Source organism: Neobacillus niacini NBRC 15566 (genome assembly GCF_001591505.1).
Classification (GTDB): domain Bacteria; phylum Bacillota; class Bacilli; order Bacillales; family Cytobacillaceae; genus Neobacillus; species Neobacillus niacini.
The window spans coordinates 121912-144334 of record NZ_BCVA01000009.1 but is presented as its reverse complement, the minus strand read 5'-3'; the positions used below and the strand labels follow the sequence as shown (position 1 = coordinate 144334).

Below are 22423 nucleotides of genomic sequence, written 5' to 3'. Positions count from 1 at the left end.
AGCTTATTCACTCCTTTAAGACAGCATCAATATATAATTTAGGATTCAGCAGGGTGTCGGCTGCCTGAGAAATATACGGCAAAATAAATTCGGAACCAATTCCGTAAAGAGCAGATATCGCTACTAATATAGCAGGAGCAATAAGCAATTGTTTTACAGGTGCTTTTTCCTCTCCACCGTAAGTACGGTCCTTTCCCCAAAAACCATTAATAAAAATTTTCATAACCGAAAAAAGTACGAGTAAACTCGACATCAATGTAATGAAGCCGCCAATAAAGCTCTCTCCCTCAAATCCACCTTGCACAATTAGGAGTTTTCCAACAAAACCACTCAACGGAGGAATTCCTGCGAGCGCTAGAGCAGCAATAAAGAATGTCCATCCAAGACCTGGATAACGGGTAATTAACCCGCTAATATTTCTTAAGTTACTCGTTCCAGTAATCGTAATAACAATTCCTACGAGCAGAAATAATGCTGCTTTAATAAGCATATCGTGAATCAGGTAGTAAACAGCACCTGTTAGGGAGGCTGTGTTCAAGACAGAAACGCCATATAGAATCACTCCAACAGCGATGATAATATTATAAATAATGATGTTCTTGATATCCCAGTACGCAATGGCACCAATAACACCGAACACAATGGACAGAATCGCTAGTATGGTGAGAATACCAAACGCATCCATATCATGATAAAAGAAAAGAGTATATGTTCTTGTAATCGAATAAACTCCAACTTTTGTCAATAAAGCACCAAAAAGTGTTAATACAGGAGCTGGAGGTGCGTAATAGGAACCCGGCATCCAAAAGTAGAGCGGGAAAATCGCTCCCTTTAAACCAAAAACGATTAAAAATAAGACTGCAATAACTGTTAATATTCCTGGCATCCCATTTACACTAATTTCATTGATTCGACTAGAAATATGAGCCATATTTAACGTGCCGACTACAGAATATAAATAGGCAACCGCAACAACAAATAATGCAGATGATATGACATTCACAAGTAAATATTTAATTGATTCTCTTAGTTGTATCTTTGTTCCTCCAAGAACTAACAAAACATAGGAAGACATAAGCATGACCTCAAAAAACACAAAAAGGTTAAAGATATCTCCTGTTGTAAAAGCTCCGTTCACTCCTACTAATAAAAAGTTAAAAACAGCATAGTAGTAGTATTTTTCACGTTCTTGTCCAATCGATTTAAAGGAGTAAATTAAACATGCAAACGCAATAATGCTTGTTATTAGAACTAGAAGCGCTGAAAACATGTCAGAAACTAAAGTAATCCCAAATGGAGCGTCCCAGCTGCTTACATTAAGCGATTGAATCCCATCGGTGCGTACCTTTTGTACAATGACCCCCGCAGCAATCATTGTACCTATGGAAGAGAAGATTGCTACAACTCGCTGACCTGTGATTCTTTTATTTAGAAAAATTAATACTACCCCAGTAAATAAGGGGATTAATATAGGCAAAATGATTAAATTAGTCATCTTTTTCTGTTCCCCTCATTTCTTCTACATTATCTGTCCCCAGTTCTTGATAGGCTCGATAAGCCAAGACTAAGAAAAAGGCTGTCACACCAAAGCTGATTACAATGGCTGTTAAAATTAATGCTTGAGGCAGTGGATCTGTATAGCTCTCCGCATTTCCCCCTAATATAGGAGCAGAACCCCTCTTCAAACCACCCATCGTTAGAATAAGGAGATGTGCACCATGGCTTAATAGTCCAGTGCCGACGATAATACGCAGCAGACTTTTTGAAAGCATTAAATAGGTAGCAGTCGAAAATAAAATACCAATCACAAATGCCATTAAAATTTCCATTATTCATCCTCTCCAATCGTTTGAATAATGGTCATCGTCACTCCGACAACAACAAAGTACACTCCTAAATCAAAAAGTGTTGCTGTATGAATAGATAATTCACCAAGGAGCGGTAAGTGAACATCTCCGAATGCATGGGTTAAAAATGGTAAATCATAGATCAAAGAACCTGCACTTGTTCCAATTGCAAATAGCAGTCCAATCGCTGTAAGAATCCGATAGTTTACTGGTAAAATTTTTGTAACTGTTTTGATATCATAGGTTATTAATAAGAGCACAATCGCTCCTGCTGTCATTAGTCCTCCTATAAACCCTCCGCCGGGATAATAATGACCCGCTGTAAAAATATAGACTGAGTAGAGGGCAATAAAGAAGAGAAGAACTTTTACGGCTGTTTCAAGTATGATATTGTTCGTTTTTCTCATCCTTCTTTTCTCCCATTCAATCTTAATTTGATCATGCCAAAGATTCCTAAAGAAGCAATGGCCAATACTGTGATTTCAAAAAGTGTATCAAAGCCGCGAAAATCAACTAGTATGACGTTTACCATGTTCTTGCCAGCAGCCTCTGTATACGTATTCTCTACGTAATATTTCGAAATAGACTCAAAAAGTTTACTGCTATGTGCTGATAGTGCGATTAAGGTTACGAGTGTTCCTACTCCAACAGAAATGAGAGCATTGGTAAGTCTAAATCTCATTCTTGTCTCAAATTTCCTTAATTTAGGCAAATGATAGAAACACACCAAGAATAAGGCAACAGAAATCGTTTCAATAACAAGCTGAGTTAACGCTAAATCTGGTGCTCTAAACAGTATATAGAATAAAGAAACTGTATAACCAACAGCACCAAGCAAGATAATAGAAGTCATTCTTGATTTAGCAAATAGAATACAAATCGATCCCAAAACTACAAGAATAGCCAATACAACTTCATAAATTCCTATTGTAGATACATTGTTTGTATCAAACATAAAGGCATTCTTTCCAATTAGTGTAGTTACAAGGATAACAATAAAGAATGCAAATATATAGACGAGGTAGGATCTAATCGATCCATTCATATAGGTTTTAGTTACCTTAGAAGAAACTGATTCTAGTCCTTCTATTAAAAAGTCATAAAATTGATTAAGAGAAAGCTTCTCTGGAATCGCTTTATAGATTTTTTTCCATTTTGAATGCGTCATATAAAGGATAATTCCTAAACAAACTACACCGAGGGTCATAAACAGTTCAATATTCAGTCCATGCCAGAAGGAAATGTGAACCATAAATTCATCACCCGCCCCAAGCAGACTTGGAAGAATCGAAGCCATAGCAGGTGAGATGAGAATATCAGATAAAAGGTTTGGGAAAAACCCGAAAATAATAACAAGTGAAACGAGTATAACCGGTGAGATTAGCAATCCCATTGGAGCTTCATGTGGCTTTTTATCAAGTTTTTCCGGCTGATACTTACCGGTGAATGTTTTAAAAACAAGAATCATGCTATAAACAAAAGTAAAGACGCTGGCAATCCAAGCAAGCACTGGGAATACAAAACCCCATGTTTCAAGATTAAATAAATCCATTTCCGTTACATGCACCATGGCTGTAAAAAACATCTCTTTACTTAAGAACCCGTTAAATGGTGGAAGTCCCGCCATTGAGAAAGCACCAATAATAGAAATCGTAAACGTAATCGGCATATAGTGCATTAAACCACCCAATTTACGAATATCCCTTGTCCCTGTTTCATGGTCGATAATTCCAGCAGCCATGAATAGGCTACCTTTAAAGGTTGCATGGTTAATTAAGTGGAAAATAGCCGCCGTGACAGCTACCGTATAGATATTTTCATCCAAAAATTCATAATGAAGAGCTGCTGCTCCAGCACCAAGTAAGGACATAATCAGACCTAATTGGCTGACAGTTGAGAAGGCTAAAATCGCCTTTAAATCGGTCTGTTTCACCGCAAATATAGAACCCCATATCAAGGTAAGTATCCCGATACTTGTTACTAGCCAGAACCATAGAAAATGATCCCCGAACACCGGAGTAAAACGTGCTACTAAATAAATTCCTGCCTTCACCATTGTTGCAGAGTGTAAGTAAGCACTCACGGGTGTTGGAGCTTCCATTGCATCCGGAAGCCAAATATAGAACGGAAATTGCGCAGATTTTGTAAAAGCACCAAGTAAAATACAAAGTAATGCAGGCACAAATAATGCGTGGTTAAAAATAGTATTTGCTTGAGATATCAATTTTGTAACACTAAAAGTTCCTGTCATAATGTACAGAAGGATGATTCCTCCCAGCATAGCGAGCCCGCCAAATACCGTAATGAGCATTGATTTTTGTGCACCATAACGAGATTTATCTCGTTCGTACCAGTAACCAATTAAAAGAAAAGACGAAAAGCTGGTCAGTTCCCAAAATGCATACATGACAATTAAGTTATCCGATAAGACAACTCCAAGCATCGCACTCATAAAGAGCAGTAAATATACATAAAAGTTATTGAGCTTTTCTTTAGTCTTTGCTAGATAATAGATGGAATAAAGAACAACCAAGGCTCCAATCCCTGTGATTAACAGTGCAAATAAAAGGCCAAGTCCATCGACTTTTGCTGTAAAATTAATCCCTAAAGACGGGATCCAGTTCATACTTTCAATGAATGATTCCCCCCTCATCGTTTCCGGTAAGAAAGTGAGGAAATAGACGAACAACAAAATAGGTAACGGCAGCACAAACCATCCTGTATGTATATGGCGGAATATTCTGTAAAACACCGGAATAAAAACAGAAAGGACCAAGGGTGCTACTATCGCTAAGTGTGGTGCAGACATAACATAACCTCCTTATTTCTGAGATACCAACCCATTAGGTTGTCAGATTAATTCTAGTTCTCAATTCTAGCTTTATACTATCATTCCACCTCTCGAATCTTTTCATTAATTTTGAATTTCAATTTTTGGAACTACAAAAAGGAGTCTGTACCAAGGGACATAGTTATCCCTTGGTGACAGACTCCTCCAAAAATCGTTTTTATTTATTTATATAATGGTAACATGACATTGGTGTCCATACAATCGTTTTTTATAAAAAATAATACAACCATGAACTTCGTCCAAGCCTTCCAAGCGGTTATTTCATAAATTAAAGGTAGATAACGGTCTGTGGAGGTGGAGACGGAATGGGTCAACAAGGCGGTAACAACAACACATTTGCATTAATTGTTGTTTTATTTATTCTTTTAATTATTGTCGGATCTGCATTTTTTGGCGGCGGATATTAATCCGCAGTTGGGGCTCCAGTGCTTAGGCGCTGAAGCCTTTTTAAATAATTTGTTGTATCTTCAGTTAAACTATCTGTATGATAGTACTATTACGAAAAAATTGGAGGCACTAATGCTTACTTTTAATGAAAAATTATCCATAATTGAAACATTTCCTGAACTAGAACGAAAAGACGTCTCACTGAAGCGAATTAATTTCCAACTGCCGAACAGCGCTTCCGACAAGAAGAATGTGGTTTACCACCTTCATCCAAACGGAAACGGATTTGTTTATGCGGGAAATCTACATTCCTATCAAACAGACGAGAAAGGAATGGTTAATATTCGTGATTTTTCAGCAGATGAATTGAAAATATTGATTAAAGAGTCCATTGAATCTTTATTACCTGTAGAAAAGTCAATTGCAGAAGAAGCGATTATCGGTAACCAGGTGGAAGAACGCTGGGTCGACGAGAAGAAAAATCATTTAATTTTAATCAATGAAAACGATACTTGGAATATTTACTTTGGACTAAACCTTGAAGAAAGCTTCGATACATACGGTGAAGCTGAAGGATTTTTACAAGAAGAGGGATTCCGTCGGGTATAAATACATAAATCTCAAGCTGTGCCAGGAGCACAGCTTGTTTTATTCACCCATGTTCAGCCATATTTTCTAGTTCCACATCAATCCAGTCATCTAAACGAGTTATACTATGCTTTGCCCGTTCATAATCAATACTTCGATAATGGTGCATTCCACCCTCCTCTTCGTCTCTTTCATCTGCCCATTTAACAATTTGCTGCAACGGTGTCCGTACAATGTCGTTTGATGGTAAAAAAGAATCAGTGTGAAAAAGAATGGCTAATGCGATTGTCTTTGCTTTTATTGGATTTTCACCAAGGCGGATTAATAACTTGTGCGCTCTTTCCGCCCCTTTAATCGGATGTATGTCATTTTGCTTATATAAATCATAATCCCATTTTCCGTTCTTATACCATGTGTAATGCCCCATATCATGTAGAAGCCCCGCCTTTGCCGCTGTATCAATATCAACTTGATGTTCTTTCGCTAAATGAAAGGCATGATAGGCAACAGCAATTGCATGGGCTATTCCAGATCGATTCAAGTATTTTTGTGCAATATGATGTTCAAATATGTTAATTAACCTTACATCTCTCATATCAATCTCCTCCACTCCATGCAATGTGCAATTTTTTTACTATTCATTATAGTATAAACATAATGCTAAAGCTACATATTTATTCATTAAAACGAATAAAAAAAGAAGCCTTCATTTTTAATGAAAGCCCCTCATTAATTTGTAATGATTTATTATTCTTTAACAGAATCAGCGGAATTTATACTCTCAGTTTCAGTCTCTGTTTCACTTGTATCTTCAGTAAAATCAGTACTTTTTGTATCACTTGTATCTTCCGTGTCCTTTATTTCTTTTTTAGCTTTTGGTGCTAAATATTCGAAGTCGTTTGGATTTATTGGAGTATATCCCTCCGGCTCGTAGAAGCGTAAAAGGTCTTTATAGACAATTTCATCTGAAATTTGAAGCTCTGTAGCTGCTTTATCCGCAATTTCCTTACATGCTTCAATCCCTTCGAGTAATTCTCCTGTTACATTACTGTAGCATTTCCCTTTGACCTGAACAATCTCTGGTGAAACGAAGTCGCCGTTCCTAAATAAAGCCCAGTTTCTGTGATCTGGAGATAATAGGTCAGACCCAAGTTCCATATAGTCTTTCGTATCTATTCCTAAGAAGTGGAGGATTGTCGAACGAACATCTGCCTGACCTCCGTATTGCTGTTGAACTCCACCTTTTACCCCTGGAACATGAATAAATAAAGGAACGCGTTGCAAGCCTGCATTTAACGTTGGTGTGATTTCCTCCACACCGAGAACTTTTGCCATTGCTTCGTTGTGATTTTCCGAAATACCATAATGGTCACCATACATGACAATAACGGTATTATCATATAAACCTGAAGCTTTTAAATCATTAAAGAACTGTTCAATCGCTTCATCCATATAATGCGCTGCTTGGAAATACTGGTCAACCACTTTATCACCTGTATCCCCAGCAGGGAATTCTGTATCCTCTGGATCCATTTCAAATGGAAAATGATTTGAAAGGGTTAAAAACTTTGTATAGAACGGCTGTGGTAAGCTCTTAAGTAATGGCATTGATTCCGTGAAGAATGGCTTATCCTTTAAACCATAATTCTTTGTGTTTTCCTCTGTCATATTGTAATATTCGGCATCAAAAAATTGATCGTATCCTAATGCCTTATACATCACGTTCCGGTTCCAGAATGTTTTATAATTTCCATGGAACGAAGCAGAATAGTAACCATTACCTTTTAAAATCGCCGGCATGGCATGGTAGGTATTTTGGGCTTTGTTGACAAATACAGCACCTTGAGCCATTGGGTATAATCCATTTTCCATCAAAAATTCTGCGTCCGATGTCTTTCCTTGACCGGTTTGATGGAAGAAGTTTTCAAAATAAAAAGCTTCATTTCCGTGCACTAAAGAATTTAAAAAAGGTGTCACTTCCTGACCATCAGGCATTTTATAATCGATGGCGAAGCTTTGAAGTGATTCCATTGCAATATAGATTACATTCATTCCTTTGGCCTTACCAAAATATTCAGGATTAGGGCTAGAGAAATTTGCTTTTCGGTAGTTCTCAACATCCGTAATATCACTGCTATCCGCAAGTGCACGTTGACCTGAAGATTTAATGTTTTGAATAACGTCGTAGATGGTGAAGTTATAGGCGCCCAAATATTTTACTAAGTAATTCCTATCAAAAGAACGACTTAAAAGCTGCGGACGATCCTTTTCAGCCAAACCAAGATTAAATAAAAATACAGTAACAGCGAACAACAACACCACTTTAAATGACCTTTTATGTTCCACCGTTGCCTTTTTAAAAGTAGTTGCAGCAAGAATAATTAAAATAAAGAAATCCAAGAAGTATAGGAAATCGAATGGAGACATTAAAGAAAGCGCGCTATCTCCTAATTGTCCTGCATTTGTTTTCGTCGACATCAATACTGGAACCGTAATAAAATCACTGAAAAATCTGTAATAAGCAATATTTGCGTACAATAAAAACGACAAAATAAAGTTCGTAATAATCATTACTAATTTCATACGCTTCTTGAAAAGTAATGCTAAACCAAAAAAGAACAGTGCTGAACTTAATGGGTTGATGAATAAAAGAAACTTTTGTAAGTTATTATCAATTCCAAGCGTAAATTCAATTTGATAAGCAGTATAAGTTTTTAGCCAGAATAAAACAACAGCAATTGCAAAGAAAGCAATCGATCCATTATTTTTTATTTTTGGCAGTTGAATCTTTTTCATTTCTATTTCTCCTCTCACTTACCAACAACCTTCGGTAAACGAACCTCAATAACTATATCACATTTCAAAAAAAATAAAAACAAAACCCTTACCATTAATATCCAATTTTTTCGTCAAATTTCACTTAAATTAGTGGTTAAATTATTGTGCAAAGCTTGGTCAATTTCATATGGAGGCATAAAATTTATTTTATTCAGCCTTAGGATAATTGAAACTCCTTTAATATAAGACGATAACAAGTTTATTAAGTTTCATTATTTTTTGAAGGAATCTTTTTCTAAGTAATCATAAACCCTAATTTTAAGGCATGCAATATGATTTTAGTCTTATCTTTTACAGAATATAATCCAAGCTATCCTTTTAGAACTATTTATAATAGAAGAAAGCGATTACAATTAAAATGAATTAAATCCCACATAAAGGTAAAAATATAATGACTAATGAAAGAGGAGTGAAAGAAATGAATGTTAATCGTGTAAAGCAAATATTATCGTCTTCTGCTGATATTGAAGTGAAATATAATGGGGCTTCGGTTTGGATTGACCAATTAAATGAGGATGGAAGAACAGCAACCGTCCATCTAAGAGGACCGCTTGAAGAGCGAACCATTGTTGAACTTGGCGAACTGATTGAAGAATAAAATACCTCCACCTTTATTAAGGTGGAGGCACTTTTTTATATACCTGCCCGTTTGCTCCTATATCATGTCTTCGTTTTCCTTATTTATGTCTTTTGGCTGAGGTTTAATCTGTTGATCATAACCTTTACCAAGGACTTCTCTTGTATTTGTACCTACGTCTAGTTTGGTATTAGACTTAGGAAGTTGACTCAATTCCTTACCTCTTGGCATTGTCTTCACCCCTTATAGTTAAAATGTTCAAGGTGAGGCCAAATTAATCAAAAAAACCTACACTGATTTCATAATCCTTTGATAGCATTGTTTGCTAAGAGTTGGATGGTCATATCGTCCATCGGCGGGTTGTGAAGTCCCGCTCTTACATCACGATAATACCGTTGCAGAGGATTTTTCAATGATAAACTTCTTGCCCCTACTATTCTCATTGCCAAATCCACTATGGTGATGGCGTTATTCGTAACCGTTAATTTTACTGCTCCCAAGATGGGTCCCATTACGGCTTTCTTCTCTTCATCAGAATCATCCCATTGCTTCGCAACTGCATATAAGAAATACTCTGATTCCATCAGCTTCAATTCCATCTCCCCTATTTTTTGTCGTACGTTCGGTAAATCTATGATAGTACCCTCAACACTATTAGGAGCATAGTTTAACGCAAATTCTATCGCATATCTTTTTGCAGCTTTTGCAATTCCTAGATAACATGCAGGAATATGTAGAAGCCATCCGCTGGCTTTCTTTCCATCTATTCCAATCTGTTCCACAAAATATTCTCCAGGTATGGATACATTTTGTAAGATTAGGTCATGGCTTCCAGTTCCTCTTAAGGCAATACTATCCCATGTTTCTTCTATTACAATTCCCTTTGAGGACCTTGGAATAAGGAAGTTCCCTGCCTGGCTGCTATCTTTCAAAGTCGCACTAACTATAAAATAATCTAATACAGGTGCCATTGTAGTGAATGTTTTTCTACCATTAATAATCCAATGATTTCCTTCTTTATGGGCAGTTGTTTCAGGTCTACCGCCACGGGTTGGACTTCCTGTTCTCGGCTCTGTTGCTGCACTATTGATTAAAGAACCATTCAAAACATCTTCACATATTTTTCTAAAAATATTTTCATTCCAAGCGTTTTTTTCGGCGAGGTTTTTAATAATCCCCATATGCCAGCCAATAGACAGGGCCGTTGCCCCATCCCCCTCAGCAATTTTTTCTTGGAAACGGAGCATGTCATATAGAGAAATTTCATTACCCCCATACTTCTTGGGAACCGTTAAGGAAGTATAGCCGGTATCTTTTAAATCTTGAATATTTTCAAATGGAAAACTTCCCTCGATATCAACCTTATGTGCTCTTAAGTTAAATTGTTTAGATAGTTTGCTTATCAGTTCCAACCGTTCTTCAAATGTTTTTTTTCCTTTAAATTTCAAAAAAACCCCTCCTGCCTTATTGATATGATAAGGATTATACTTTCCTTTTATTGTGATTTGAGTATGATATTACACGAATGAGGAGTTATTTTCCATTTTTAAAGAAATTTAATAGTATTTTAATAGTTTAGTGTGATAACTCACAGTTAATTATAATAATTTGTTCTATAATACACTAAGAAAAATTTGCCAAAATCATTTATCTGGACAGAAATTTCGGTTGTATCATTTTATTTCGGAAATACTACTCTTATGGAAATGAAGGGGGATTGGAATGTCACAAGGTGCAAAACAATTATATCTTCAAACCACAAGCCTTGTTGCCGGTTTTATGGTCTGGGTGCTTATTTCGTCGCTCATGCCCTATATTCAAGCAGATATTAAGCTATCTTCTACTCAAATATCCTTGGCCACAGCCGTACCCGTAATCCTTGGTTCTTTACTCAGAGTTCCAATTGGATATTGGACTAATCGGTTTGGAGCTAGAACCATTTTTACCATTAGTTTTATTATTTTATTACTTCCGATTGGGATTCTAAGTATCGCAAACTCTTTATTTATGTTAATTTTGGGAGGTTTAATGCTCGGTATTGGCGGTGCTGTTTTTTCTATCGGTGTTACCTCTTTGCCTAAATATTTCCCAAAAGAAAAGCATGGCTTTATCAATGGAATCTATGGTGCCGGGAATATTGGCACAGCACTTACATCCTTTGCCTCGCCCGTTCTAGCAGATGCATTTGGATGGAGAACCACCATTCAGATATTCCTTGTTGTCGTTTTGGTCTTTGCTGTCTTGAATTTTTTATTTGGTGATAAAAATGAGAGAAAGGTTAACAACCCATTAACTGAACAAATTAAGGAAGTTTATAAAAATGAAAAGCTTTGGTTTTTAAGTTTATTCTATTTCATTACGTTTGGGTCATTTGTTGCCTTCACAATTTATCTGCCATCTTTCTTAGTTAATCATTTCGGGTTAGAAAAAGTAGATGCTGGTCTACGTACAGCTGGATTTATTGCATTAGCTACTGTTTTTCGGCCGATAGGCGGCTGGCTTGGGGATAAATTAAATCCATTTTTTATTTTAATAGGAGTTTTCACAGGACTTACTTTCGCCGGTTTTCTACTTGCCTTTACTCCCTCTCTGCCTATTTATTCGTTTGGCTGTTTATTCGTAGCTATTTGTGCAGGACTAGGAAATGGCACCATTTTTAAATTAGTACCTTTATATTTTTCGAAACAAGCTGGAATTGTGAATGGTATCGTCTCTGCCATGGGCGGGCTTGGAGGCTTTTTCCCTCCAATCATTTTGACCATTCTTTTTAATTGGACTGGACACTATGCTATTGGATTTATGTCACTATCAGAGTTTTCATTAGCAAGTTCTATATTAGTCGTCTGGCTTTACTATCGTGAGAAGCAAGATATTTCTGCTAAAATTATTAATCATGCTACTGATGGAATAACGGTTACAGATAAACATGGTATCATCCAAAGTGTGAACCCTGCTTTCACCCAAATTACAGGATACACAATGGATGAAGTAGTCGGGAAAACGCCTAGTGTACTTCAATCAGGAGAACATGATAATGCTTTTTATAAAAAGATGTGGGATAGTTTGATCAGTTCTGGCTACTGGGAAGGGTTCATTTGGAACAAAAGAAAAAACCAAGAAATCTATCAAGAATGGTTAACCATTACAGCCATTAAAGATGACAGCGGTGAAACAATGAATTATGTGGCCATGTTTCATGAAGTTGATGATCAAAAGAAATGAGACCATCCTCGGAGGGTCTATTTTTTTTCCAAAAAAAGTGCAGATTCAGTCTAAAATATTACAACTTTTTGACTTTCGCCTCAAGTTCACAGTTCCTTCACTATTTTTGTGACGTACGTCACAAAAATCATGTTAGCATGTGTTTTATAGTGATAACACAAAGAACATCCACTTTAAAAACAAATGTGGATTTAGGGGAGAGATAAATATGGCACGAATTAATTATTGGAATCCTGAGGATGAAAAATTTTGGAATTCAGAAGGAAAAAAACACGCAAAGCGTAATTTATGGATCTCAGTTCCATCTCTCATGCTTGCATTTATTGTTTGGCAGATTTGGTCTGTTGTTGCAATTAGATTAAATGATATCGGCTTCGCTTTTACAGATGAACAATTGTTCACATTAGCAGCAATTCCAGGTCTCGTGGGCGCAACCCTTCGCTTTGTTTATACTTTTGCAGTCGGTTCGATAGGCGGTAAAAACTGGACGGTTATTTCGACTGGCGTCTTAGCCATACCGGCAATTGGCATTGGATTTGCAGTACAAAATCCAGATACACCATTCTCGATTATGTTATTGTTAGCAGCACTTTGTGGTCTTGGTGGAGGGAACTTCTCTTCCTCTTCAGCAAATATTAGCTTTTTCTTCCCGAAAAAAGAAAAAGGTACAGCGTTAGGTATTAACGGCGGGTTAGGAAATATGGGCGTTTCTGTTGTACAATTTGTTACACCATTAATCGTTACAACAGGTGCTTTCGCTTTTGCTGGTAAAGGTCAAGTTTTAGCAAACGGTCAACAAATATGGTTACAAAATGCAGCATTTATCTGGGTCATTCCCATTGTAATCATGACTGTACTAGCTTATTTCAAAATGGATAATGTCCCAGGTGCAAAGCAATCTGTAGCAGACCAATTTGTTATTGTTAAACGAAAACACACTTGGATTATGACAGCACTGTATGTAGCAACATTTGGTTCATTTATTGGTTATTCAGCGGCTTTCCCGCTATTATTGAAATCACAGTTTCCTGAATATATCTCACTGGCATTCCTTGGTGCATTAGTAGCAGCTGCTGCAAGACCTGTTGGCGGCTGGATGGCAGATAAATTGGGCGGTGCGCGCGTAACGGCATATGTCTTTGTTGCGATGGCCATTGGTGCTTTAGGGGTTATTTATTTCTTAAATCTAAAACAGTTTGCTGGTTTCTTAGCTTCATTCCTTGTATTATTCCTAGCCTCTGGTATTGGTTCTGGATCAACGTTCCAAATGATTCCAACCATTTTCATACCAAAAGAAGCAGCACCAGTAATTGGGTTCTCTGCAGCATTTGCAGCCTACGGTTCCTTCCTAATCCCTAAGCTATTTGGATGGTCCGTTAATACTACAGGTACACCAGTAACAGCATTCTATTTCTTTATTGGTTTCTATGTCATTGCGTTTGCACTGAACTATTTCTACTATCAAAGAAAAGCAACAACAGTTAAACAAATGGTCAAGCAAGCCGGCTAATCCCCTGCCTTTATATTAATAGTAAAAAGCACGGAATACGATTCCGTGCTTTTTACTATTGTTAAATTTAAATCTTCGTAATGGCTACCGCACATGCTTTATACTCTGCGGTTCCAGAAATCGGGTCATATTCGTTTAGTGTTAAAACATTCGTCGGTGTTTCGCTCCAATGGAAGCTCATGAATACAAGTCCAGGAACGACTTGATCCGTAATTTTCGCCTTCACGTTTAGCTCTCCTCTTCGAGACCGAACTTGAACCACTTCACCGTCACTAATCCCTAGAGATTTGGCATCGTCCGGATGAATATCAACTGTTTCTTCCGTTTGTTTTACTTTTACACCAGAAGCATAGTAACGAGTTTGCGAATGGGTATTATATGACTCGTACCGTCTGCCTGTCGTTAGTGTAAAAGGATATTCATCATCTGGAAGCTCCATAGGCGGTGTGAAATCAACTGGGACAAATGGTGACTTTTTCCCAACAGTCTCCTGATTGTGAAATCTCTCATGCATAACAAATGTACCTGGATGGTCTTCTGTTGGACATGGATAATGAATACTATATTCTTTCTCAAGTCTTTCATAAGAAATACCGCCATACATCTCCCAAGCAAGTTTTCTCACTTCATTCCAAATTTCTTCACTGTTTGAATAGTTCATTGGATATCCCATTAACGTTGACAACTCACTTAGAATGACCCAATCTTCTTTTACATTTGGTCCTGGATCAACCGCTTTACGTACTCTTTGGATTCTTCTGTCTGTGTTGGTATAGGTTCCATCCACCTCTCCCCAAGAACAAGCCGGAAGAACGACATCTGCCATTTCGGCAGTTTCTGTTAGGAAAATATCCTGAACGATTAGCAAGTCTAGCTTTTTCATTAATTCCTTCGTATGGTTCATATGAACATCCGCTAGCAAAGGATTTTCTCCAATGATATAGAGCGCCTTTAATTCACCATTTTCGAGTCGGTCAAAAGTTCTTGTTTGTGTGTCTCCCGCATGCGGATTTAGCGTAACCTTCCATTCTTCCTCAAAACGTGTACGGAATTCATCATTCGCTATACTCATTGCCCCTGTCAGCTGGTTAGGTAAACATCCCATATCTCCTGCACCTTGGACATTGTTTTGCCCACGTAATGGCATAATTCCAGTTCCCTGCCTGCCGATATTTCCAGTCAATAAAGCAAGATTGGCTATATCAAAGACATTATTCACACCACAGTGGTGTTCTGTAATCCCCAGTGTATAGGCAATCATTGAACTGCTTGAACTTGCATATTCCCTTGCTGTTGTTACAATATCCTCTGCACTCAAGCCAGTTATGGAAGCAGCATATTCAGGTGTGTATCTCTCTACTTGTTTGATTAATGACTCAAAATCAATTGTAAATCGTTCAATGAATTCTTTATTATACAAGTCTTCTTTTATAATTACCCGAAGGAAGGCATTTATCAGCGCTATATCTGTCCCGACATTGATCTGAAGATGGCGGTGAGCAAATTTAACCATATCAATTTTTCTCGGGTCAATAACAATTACCTTAAGACCATTCTTGATTGCTTTTTTAATGCGGTTAGCAATTATAGGATGTGCCTCCGTCGTGTTAGATCCCATTAACAGCAAGACTTCGGCTCGGTCAAAATCCTCTAAAGTATTCGTTGGGAAACCGCTTCCAAATACAGTTGCCAGACCGGCAACGCTCGGAGCGTGTCACGTACGGTTACATCCGTCGATATTATTACTGCCAATTACAGTCCTCATAAATTTTTGAGTAATGTAATTGGATTCATTTGTTGTTCTAGCACAGGCAAACATGGAGATAGAACTTTGGCCCCATGTATCTCTAATTGAAGATAACTTGTCTGCAATAAACTGATATGCCTCATCCCAGGTTGTTTCTACTAATTGCCCGGCTTTTCGGATGAGTGGATGGAATAATCTTTTGTTCGAGTGAACATATTCATAGGCAAATGCACCTTTTACACACGTCTGACCCTTGTTAACAGGTGCTTCTTTGTCACCGCGAATTTTAATAATTCGATTATCTTTTACTTCAAGCACTAAACCGCAGCCTGTGCCGCAATAACCGCAAATAGTTTTGACAAGATTTGCTTCTCCCAAAATTTCCCCTCCTAAATTGAATCATTAATACTTATATAAACATATTAATCTATTCAACCTAAAAGTAGCTTTAATTTTTCAAAAAATAATTGTCTATTTTTTGAAAAATTTTAAATAAAAAAACGGAAGTGGATAACTTCCGTTTTTTCATGCTGGTTTCGCTGGCAATAGGATATTGAAGGTAGTTCCTTTATTTGGTTCACTTTCAACAAACACTTTTCCATTATGATTTTCAATAATTTTAAAACTGACCATTAATCCTAGTCCGTTTCCATTTTTCTTTGTAGTATAGAAAGGTTCACCAAGCTGTTTTAGTTTTTCTTTTGGTATCCCGATGCCTGTGTCCTGAATGGAGATTTGGACGTTATTATCATGAATCATGGTTTTTACATGCAATTCTCCGCCGTTTGGCATTGCTTCAATACCATTTTTGATAAAGTTCAAAAACACCTGTTTTAAGCGGTTTTCATCACATTCAATTTGGATGATTTCATGTGGGCAATCAAATGAAAGTTTCACATGCTTCTTCCTTGCTTCAAATTCAAGCAGTGAAACCACGTTTTTAATCACTGGAACTACATTCTTTTCTTCTAGTTCGACCATCTTCGGTTTGGCCAATACCATAAAATCCTCCACAATGGTATTCACCCTCTCAATTTCATCGAGAATGATATTGATAAATTCTAAGCGCTCTGGGTCCTGTTCATCTAATGTTAGGAACTCTGCATATCCTTTCATAGATGTAAGCGGATTTCGAATCTCATGCGCTACTCCTGCTGCTAATTGTCCAACAGCAGCCAGCTTATCTTGTCGATGGAGGACTTCTTCTGTTTTCTTCCGTTCTGTAATATCATTACGAATCGCTACATATTGGTACGGCTTCCCATTTTCATTCAAGAAAGGAACTATCGTCGTATCCACCCAATAGTGTGTTCCATCTTTTGCTTTATTTTTTATTTCACCTTTCCAAACCTTTCCTTCGCCAATCGTTTTCCATAAATCTTTGAAGAACAGCTTGGAATGATGGCCAGAATTTAAGATACTATGATCTTTCCCAATAATCTCTTCACGGCTATATTTAGATATTTCACAGAATTTATCATTTACACTTGTAATGATTCCTCTTGCATCTGTAAATGCCACAATCGTCGATTGGTCAAGTGCAAAGCGAATATCTGTATTATCTTTTATGGATTCTTTTAAATCTTCTTCGGCTCTTTTTCTGTCAGTAATATCCGTTCGAATGGCAACATATTGATACGGTTTCCCATTTTCATTTAAAAAGGGAACAATGGTCGTATCCACCCAATAGAGAGTTCCATCTTTAGCGCGGTTACATATTTCACCCTTCCAAACATCTCCCTGACCAATCGTCCGCCAGAGATCTTTGAAAAATTCCTTTGAATGATAATCAGAATTTAATATCCTGTGATCCTCACCAAGTAATTCGGGACGACTGTATTTCGAGATTTCGCAGAACTTATCATTTACACTTGTAATTTTCCCCTTTTGGTCGGTAATCGCTATAATGGAAGATTGGTCAAGTGCAAATGTGATATCCCGTGTTTCTTTAATCGATTCCAACAGCGCCTTTTCCGCTTTCTTTCGATTCGTAATATCAGAACGAATAGCAATATATTGGACCGGTTTACCTTTTTTGTCTAAGAAAGGGACAATGGTGGTATCCACCCAATATAAGGAGCCATCTTTGGCTTTATTTCTAATTTCTCCACGCCATATCTTGCCTGATTGAATGGTTGACCACAATTCCTGAAAAAATTCTTTTGAGTGGTATCCCGAATTTAATAGGCGATGGTTTTTCCCAATAATTTCTTCCTTACTATATTTTGAGATTTCTTCAAACTTATCATTTACAAAAACTATCTTCCCAGCAGGATCTGTAATAGCCACAATGGTCGAAGCATCTAAAGCGTCTTTAATATCCTTTAAGTTTGTATCTGATTCCGCAAGCTGCTTACTAATCAACGTACTCGAGGCAATTAATCCACTAATAATTAAAACTGTCACAAATAAAACTAGATATACTAAAAAAGTTTCTTCATTATTCGCCCCGTTTACTGGATTATTGGCTGAAATAATCGTTGAAGCTCTTTTTAAAAGAAAATGCCCTTCTGCAATTGCACCTGATATAATCAGAGCACTGATTGGTTTTAGCCAAGTTTGGTTTCCTTTTGTAAAGGTTTTTGAAGAAAAAAGGATCCATAAAGAAAATAAAAAGGACCCCAATATTAATAGTCCGGAAAAAATAAAAAGAGGAATATTGTATTGAATCGTCAAGTTCATCGCGTAAATACTTATAATATGAATCGCAAAAACAGCTGTCGTTAAGAATATGCTTCCGATAAATAAATGAATACTTTTAATTACCTTCCCAAATAGAGGAATGAACGCCATCCCTGAAAAAGCGATTCCTATAAAGATGGACAAAATTGTCAGTGGTATTTGGTAACTAGAAAAGCGATTAATATCAGCCGCGATTAACCCAACAAAATTCATTACCCAAATTCCAACACCCATTGATAAAGAACCGCCAAGAAATAATAGTCTTTTATTATTCTTAGAATTTTTTATCAAAGTAAACATATCTAAACCTGTATATGAAGCCATAATTGTTAATCCTATGGCGATTACAATCAAAAATGGATGAAATTCTCCTGAAACTGTATCCATTTACAGCCTTCCCCCTTTTGACCTATTCTCTTTCTACTCTGATTGTAATGTAATCAATTGCGGTAGGGAAGTGTTTTTGTTCACAAAATTGTCGAATTTATAATATTATAACCAAATGTTTTGGTTTTACCGTACATAATTAGGGCCCTTCCTGTAGATAATCTAAATGCAGGTTAAATGTATCATTTTTCAAAAAAATTAAATTATTTTTAAAAAAGGACTACACAAATTAGTTTTTTTTGATTATACTGTACTACAACAGATGAAAAGTTAATACACTGTATTAAAAAAGGAGGAGAATTTTAAATGTTAATGAATCCAGTTGAATTTTTCCGTACTTTGCCAAAGAAGGAATGTCCGGAATGTGGGCAGCACATGGAAGAACAAGCAGAAAGCTATTTAATGGAATGTGACCGCTGCTTAGCAAAAAGAGAAGAATAGAAAGAAGTTTTTTTTAGTCGTACTGTACTACAACAAATAAAAAGTTAATACACTGTATTAAAAAAGAGGAGGTTTTCCTAATGTTAATTAGTCCAGTTGAATTTTTCCGTAATCTGCCGAATAAGGAATGCCCACAATGCGGGCAGCACATGGAAGAACAAGCAGAAAGTTACTTAATGGAATGCGATCGCTGTTTAGCACATAAAGATGAATAGAACCAGTTACCAAGCTCCCCAAAACGGGGAGTTTTTTTTTGAAAAATTAAGGAAGGAATAAACCCCATTCAGAACGCAAAAGCTTATATAAGGAGGTGTTTGTAATGGGTAAGGATTCTAGTTCATCCAATAAGAAGCAAACATCCATACATGGAGGTATTTATCCCACTGAAAAATATGTTCCTGGTGAGTCGGTTGACCGACATAAGGATCTTGAGGATGCAAATATCTTAATTACCGGAGATGAAATTCGCCAGCAAAATGAAAATTTATAAATGAGGAAGGTAAATGGATATGGATATGGTTGATATTTCGAGTGCTAAACCTGGAGATGAGGTGTTTGTGATCTATCGTAATCCACATGTACCAACTGTTGCGAATATAAGACCTGCTGAAATTGTTGCCCACCCGAAGGATCCAAATGCCCTAGCATTATTCCTAAACGAAACCTTTCATGTCATCGAGGACGATGATGCTCTCTTTCCTTCATCGGAATCAGCACAGAAAGCATTTGAGGGTCATTTTTTTGATTTTGGAGATGAATAAAAGACTGTCAAAATTTTGACAGTCTTTTTAATAATTACTTTATTATATTTTCGGAAGCTCTCTTATACCTGCAGCCATTTCGTTACCACACATAGGGCAAAGCAAATCGTCCGTTACAAAATCCTTTCTCATCCAGCCTATGCAAGCGTCATCCATACAAGAATAGATCTCGGTTTCAAGCATAATTACTTCAACTTCTTCATCTTTAGCCCTTTTACCATAAAAAATGGGAACCGCCTCCTTTTTTTATAGTATGTACCAAAAGTATCCTTTTCATTGCTAAAAAAACAATCTTTGCCATAACAATATAAGGAAGGAATAATATTAATGAAACCACACCAAAAAAAATTAACTGTAGTTGGAACAGATATTGAAGAAGTAAAAAGATTAAATAACCAGTCAGGCTTAAGTTATAACCAAGTGAAACAGCTGCTTGCGGAACAATATGCAAATAAAAAATAGCCTTCCTATTTGGAAGGCTACTTCTTTAATTTTCATGTTCAATAATAATCTCATCATCATGTCTTTTGGATAGTATTTTACTTTTTTTGCGGTTCTCTTTCGATTCAAAAATGATATCAAAATCATAATCTGCAGGGTAAAGCTCTGCGGCGGTAATATATAGTTTTAATCTTTTATGATTGATCGCAATTTTCTCACCTTTCACTTGCACAATATAGTTTCCTTGCTGGTCAGGGCCGCTATAAACAATCCCGAAGTCATTTGCCGGTGAAATCTTCACATTGTCTCCTTTTCTGTATTCAGTAATTTTCACATCGGAATGTATCAATTTTTTTCTATTTTTATATTTGTTAACCATTACTTGTTTTTCTAATTCCTTCTGCTTTAAGATATCCGTTTCTTTGTTGTCGTAGGTTTTAATTTCCTTATACGTAATTTGATGTGCTCTCTCAATGATTTTCGGATGAATTCCAAGCTTTAAGGCAATAGCAAACGCCTGACTCTCTCCTCCTCTGCCTATATTTAACCGGTACGTCGGGCTTAGTGTCTCAATATCAAATTCCATTGATCCATTAATAAATCCTTGGTGATCTTCAGCGAACTCTTTTATTTCACTATAGTGAGTTGTAGCTAAAAGTATTGCTCCTTTGTTATAAAGCTGCTCTAATATGGCAGTAGCGAGACCCATTCCTTCTCCTGGGTCAGTTCCGGAACCCAGCTCATCAAGAAGAACTAAGGTTTGGTCATTAGTATCCTTAAGGATTTCAATGATGTTGACGATCCGTGAGCTAAACGTACTTAGATTCTCAGTAATACTTTGACCATCACCAATATCCACTAGAATACGCTGAAATATACTAAGATTACTTTCTGCAGAAGCCGGGATATGCAGACCACACTGTACCATGACTGTCAATAAACCTACTGTTTTAATACTTACCGTTTTACCCCCTGTATTCGGCCCGGTTATGACGAGTGCACTTTCTCCCTCCATCATCTCCAATGACAACGGAACCGCCTTATCACCTAGAAGCGGATGTTGTGCTTGAAGTAACCTTATCTGTTTCTCATCATTAACCTTAACTTTTGCTCCATTAATAGACCGGCTATATTTCGCCTTTGCAAACAAAAAATCATAATGGACCATCGTTTCGATTGCAATACGAATTTGGTGCTCTTTCTCTTCTACTAGTCCTGTTAAGTAGGTCAGAACCTTTTGGACTTCCACATCCTCATCTGCTAGCAGCCACGTTAACTGGTCTTGAAAAAGAGCAATTTCTTCAGGTTCAATAAATATGGTAGAACCTGAAGCGGACGTATCTAAAACTGAGCCTTTAATTTTATTTCGATATTCCTTCTTTATAGGAATCACATACCTGCCATCTCTTTGGCTCACAACGTTCTCTTGTAAATAGGTTTTATATTTGTTTGATCGAATAAGCTGCATCGTTTTTTCTTTAAGCCGCTCCTCATGAATAGCAATCTGTTTTCTAATTTTCAATAATTCTTTAGTAGCATAATCATCTACCCTGCCATTCCGAATACACCGCATAATTTCCCCTGCAAGGTCTGGCAGCTCCTCAATCACTGCTACATATGATGAAACTCTTGGTGCGTAGAATTCTTTATCCGCCATGAACCGGCGCATCTTCCCACAACAATCTAAAAAATCATACAGCTTAGATAGCTGATCAGGACCCATAGCTATCCCTTTATTTAATTTTGACAAGATGGCTTCCATCCCGCCCAGCCCATGGACAGGCACACTTGAACTCTTCTTAAGTATTTCAACTGCCTCAGAAACTTCATCTAACCAAGCTTCAACTTGTTTCAAGTGTGTAGATGGAACAAGATTATAAATTTTTTCTTTACCTTCATTTGTTAAAGCAAATTCCGCTATTTTCTCTTTAATTTTTTGTACTTCCAAAACCTTAAATGTATGTGAATTCAATGTTTTTCCCTCCAAAATAAAATAAAAATAGCCGCAATGAACAATGTCATTGCGGCTAAGCTAAAATAAAACGAGTAAATGCTCGTTAAACTATACATTATTTATCCATAAAAAAACTGTCTACAGGATTGTACACAGCAGCACGGTAAAATCATGTATGCTTGGTATGCCC

Annotated in this window: 22 protein-coding genes; 10 read left to right on the top strand and 12 right to left on the bottom strand. The window is 36.9% G+C overall.

Going from position 1 to position 22423, the window contains the following annotated elements:
* Nucleotides 1-7: 7 nt before the first annotated feature.
* The 4 genes from BANA01_RS10480 to BANA01_RS10465 are packed head-to-tail and all read right to left on the bottom strand — an operon-like array spanning nt 8 to nt 4656.
* A complete protein-coding gene (locus BANA01_RS10480) occupies nt 8-1495 on the bottom strand; it encodes a Na+/H+ antiporter subunit D (protein WP_063253083.1) in 1488 nt (495 codons plus the stop codon).
* The gene (locus BANA01_RS10475; protein WP_063253082.1) at nt 1488-1829 is read right to left on the bottom strand and encodes a Na(+)/H(+) antiporter subunit C; all 342 of its coding nucleotides are present in this window, start codon (nt 1827-1829) and stop codon (nt 1488-1490) included. Before BANA01_RS10475 ends, BANA01_RS10480 begins: the two co-directional genes overlap by 8 nt.
* Nucleotides 1829-2254: a Na(+)/H(+) antiporter subunit B gene (locus BANA01_RS10470; protein WP_063253081.1), complete on the bottom strand. Its 426-nt coding sequence runs from the start codon at nt 2252-2254 to the stop codon at nt 1829-1831. Before BANA01_RS10470 ends, BANA01_RS10475 begins: the two co-directional genes overlap by 1 nt.
* Nucleotides 2251-4656 carry a Na+/H+ antiporter subunit A gene (locus BANA01_RS10465; RefSeq protein WP_063253080.1) on the bottom strand — a complete coding sequence of 802 codons (2406 nt, stop codon included), beginning with the start codon at nt 4654-4656 and terminating at the stop codon, nt 2251-2253. Before BANA01_RS10465 ends, BANA01_RS10470 begins: the two co-directional genes overlap by 4 nt.
* A 347-nt stretch (nt 4657-5003) precedes the next feature.
* Between BANA01_RS10465 and BANA01_RS29085 the strand changes: the two genes are divergently transcribed.
* Together BANA01_RS29085 and BANA01_RS10460 are read left to right on the top strand one after the other, a co-directional pair.
* Nucleotides 5004-5105, top strand: a complete 102-nt coding sequence (locus BANA01_RS29085; RefSeq protein WP_082799474.1) for a YjcZ family sporulation protein — start codon at nt 5004-5006, stop codon at nt 5103-5105.
* Nucleotides 5106-5217: 112 nt separating this feature from the next.
* The gene (locus BANA01_RS10460) at nt 5218-5694 is read left to right on the top strand and encodes a hypothetical protein (RefSeq protein ID WP_063253079.1); all 477 of its coding nucleotides are present in this window, start codon (nt 5218-5220) and stop codon (nt 5692-5694) included.
* A gap of 43 nt (nt 5695-5737) precedes the next feature.
* Here the strand turns inward: BANA01_RS10460 and BANA01_RS10455 are convergent, their stop codons facing one another.
* The gene (locus BANA01_RS10455; RefSeq protein ID WP_063253078.1) at nt 5738-6268 is read right to left on the bottom strand and encodes an HD domain-containing protein; all 531 of its coding nucleotides are present in this window, start codon (nt 6266-6268) and stop codon (nt 5738-5740) included.
* A gap of 152 nt (nt 6269-6420) precedes the next feature.
* Nucleotides 6421-8469: a lipoteichoic acid synthase gene (gene ltaS / locus BANA01_RS10450; protein WP_082799473.1), complete on the bottom strand. Its 2049-nt coding sequence runs from the start codon at nt 8467-8469 to the stop codon at nt 6421-6423.
* A 460-nt stretch (nt 8470-8929) separates the two neighbouring features.
* Here ltaS and BANA01_RS10445 point away from each other — a divergent pair, with 460 nt between their 5' ends.
* Nucleotides 8930-9109, top strand: a complete 180-nt coding sequence (locus BANA01_RS10445; RefSeq protein WP_063253077.1) for an H-type small acid-soluble spore protein — start codon at nt 8930-8932, stop codon at nt 9107-9109.
* 57 nt (nt 9110-9166) lie between these two features.
* On the opposite strand, the gene BANA01_RS29505 is transcribed toward BANA01_RS10445, so the two are convergent.
* Together BANA01_RS29505 and BANA01_RS10440 are read right to left on the bottom strand one after the other, a co-directional pair.
* On the bottom strand, nt 9167-9319 hold the full coding sequence (locus BANA01_RS29505; protein WP_157411756.1) for a hypothetical protein: 153 nt from the start codon (nt 9317-9319) through the stop codon (nt 9167-9169).
* 68 nt (nt 9320-9387) lie between these two features.
* The gene (locus BANA01_RS10440; protein WP_063253076.1) at nt 9388-10536 is read right to left on the bottom strand and encodes an acyl-CoA dehydrogenase family protein; all 1149 of its coding nucleotides are present in this window, start codon (nt 10534-10536) and stop codon (nt 9388-9390) included.
* Nucleotides 10537-10810: 274 nt separating this feature from the next.
* Here BANA01_RS10440 and BANA01_RS10435 point away from each other — a divergent pair, with 274 nt between their 5' ends.
* Both BANA01_RS10435 and BANA01_RS10430 read left to right on the top strand, forming a co-directional pair.
* Nucleotides 10811-12310, top strand: a complete 1500-nt coding sequence (locus BANA01_RS10435) for a nitrate/nitrite transporter (RefSeq protein ID WP_063253075.1) — start codon at nt 10811-10813, stop codon at nt 12308-12310.
* A 208-nt stretch (nt 12311-12518) separates the two neighbouring features.
* The gene (locus BANA01_RS10430) at nt 12519-13820 is read left to right on the top strand and encodes an MFS transporter (protein WP_063253074.1); all 1302 of its coding nucleotides are present in this window, start codon (nt 12519-12521) and stop codon (nt 13818-13820) included.
* 67 nt (nt 13821-13887) lie between these two features.
* Here BANA01_RS10430 and fdhF read toward each other — a convergent pair whose 3' ends face one another.
* Complete coding sequence (gene fdhF / locus BANA01_RS30325; RefSeq protein WP_369689646.1) at nt 13888-15945, bottom strand: formate dehydrogenase subunit alpha; 2058 nt, start codon at nt 15943-15945, stop codon at nt 13888-13890.
* A 147-nt stretch (nt 15946-16092) separates the two neighbouring features.
* Complete coding sequence (locus BANA01_RS10415) at nt 16093-18636, bottom strand: PAS domain S-box protein (protein WP_063253071.1); 2544 nt, start codon at nt 18634-18636, stop codon at nt 16093-16095.
* A 306-nt stretch (nt 18637-18942) separates the two neighbouring features.
* Between BANA01_RS10415 and yhfH (BANA01_RS29080) the strand changes: the two genes are divergently transcribed.
* The 4 genes from yhfH (BANA01_RS29080) to BANA01_RS10410 all read left to right on the top strand — a co-directional run bounded on the left by yhfH (BANA01_RS29080) (nt 18943) and on the right by BANA01_RS10410 (nt 19838).
* Nucleotides 18943-19077 carry a protein YhfH gene (yhfH, locus tag BANA01_RS29080; protein WP_082799471.1) on the top strand — a complete coding sequence of 45 codons (135 nt, stop codon included), beginning with the start codon at nt 18943-18945 and terminating at the stop codon, nt 19075-19077.
* A gap of 80 nt (nt 19078-19157) precedes the next feature.
* Nucleotides 19158-19292 (top strand): protein YhfH, encoded by a 135-nt coding sequence (gene yhfH, locus BANA01_RS29075; protein ID WP_082799470.1) that lies wholly within the window; start codon nt 19158-19160, stop codon nt 19290-19292.
* Nucleotides 19293-19396: 104 nt separating this feature from the next.
* Nucleotides 19397-19567, top strand: coding sequence for a hypothetical protein (locus BANA01_RS29890; RefSeq protein ID WP_169803679.1), 171 nt, complete (start codon nt 19397-19399; stop codon nt 19565-19567).
* Between the two features lie 19 nt (nt 19568-19586).
* Nucleotides 19587-19838: a transcriptional regulator SplA domain-containing protein gene (locus BANA01_RS10410; protein ID WP_063253099.1), complete on the top strand. Its 252-nt coding sequence runs from the start codon at nt 19587-19589 to the stop codon at nt 19836-19838.
* A gap of 42 nt (nt 19839-19880) precedes the next feature.
* Here BANA01_RS10410 and BANA01_RS10405 read toward each other — a convergent pair whose 3' ends face one another.
* The gene (locus BANA01_RS10405; RefSeq protein WP_063253070.1) at nt 19881-20066 is read right to left on the bottom strand and encodes a cold-inducible protein YdjO-related protein; all 186 of its coding nucleotides are present in this window, start codon (nt 20064-20066) and stop codon (nt 19881-19883) included.
* A gap of 99 nt (nt 20067-20165) precedes the next feature.
* On the opposite strand from BANA01_RS10405, the gene BANA01_RS30565 reads away from it, so the two are divergent.
* Complete coding sequence (locus BANA01_RS30565) at nt 20166-20300, top strand: hypothetical protein (protein WP_268875070.1); 135 nt, start codon at nt 20166-20168, stop codon at nt 20298-20300.
* A gap of 25 nt (nt 20301-20325) precedes the next feature.
* Here the strand turns inward: BANA01_RS30565 and BANA01_RS10400 are convergent, their stop codons facing one another.
* On the bottom strand, nt 20326-22251 hold the full coding sequence (locus BANA01_RS10400) for an endonuclease MutS2 (RefSeq protein ID WP_063253069.1): 1926 nt from the start codon (nt 22249-22251) through the stop codon (nt 20326-20328).
* Nucleotides 22252-22423: the final 172 nt, after the last annotated feature.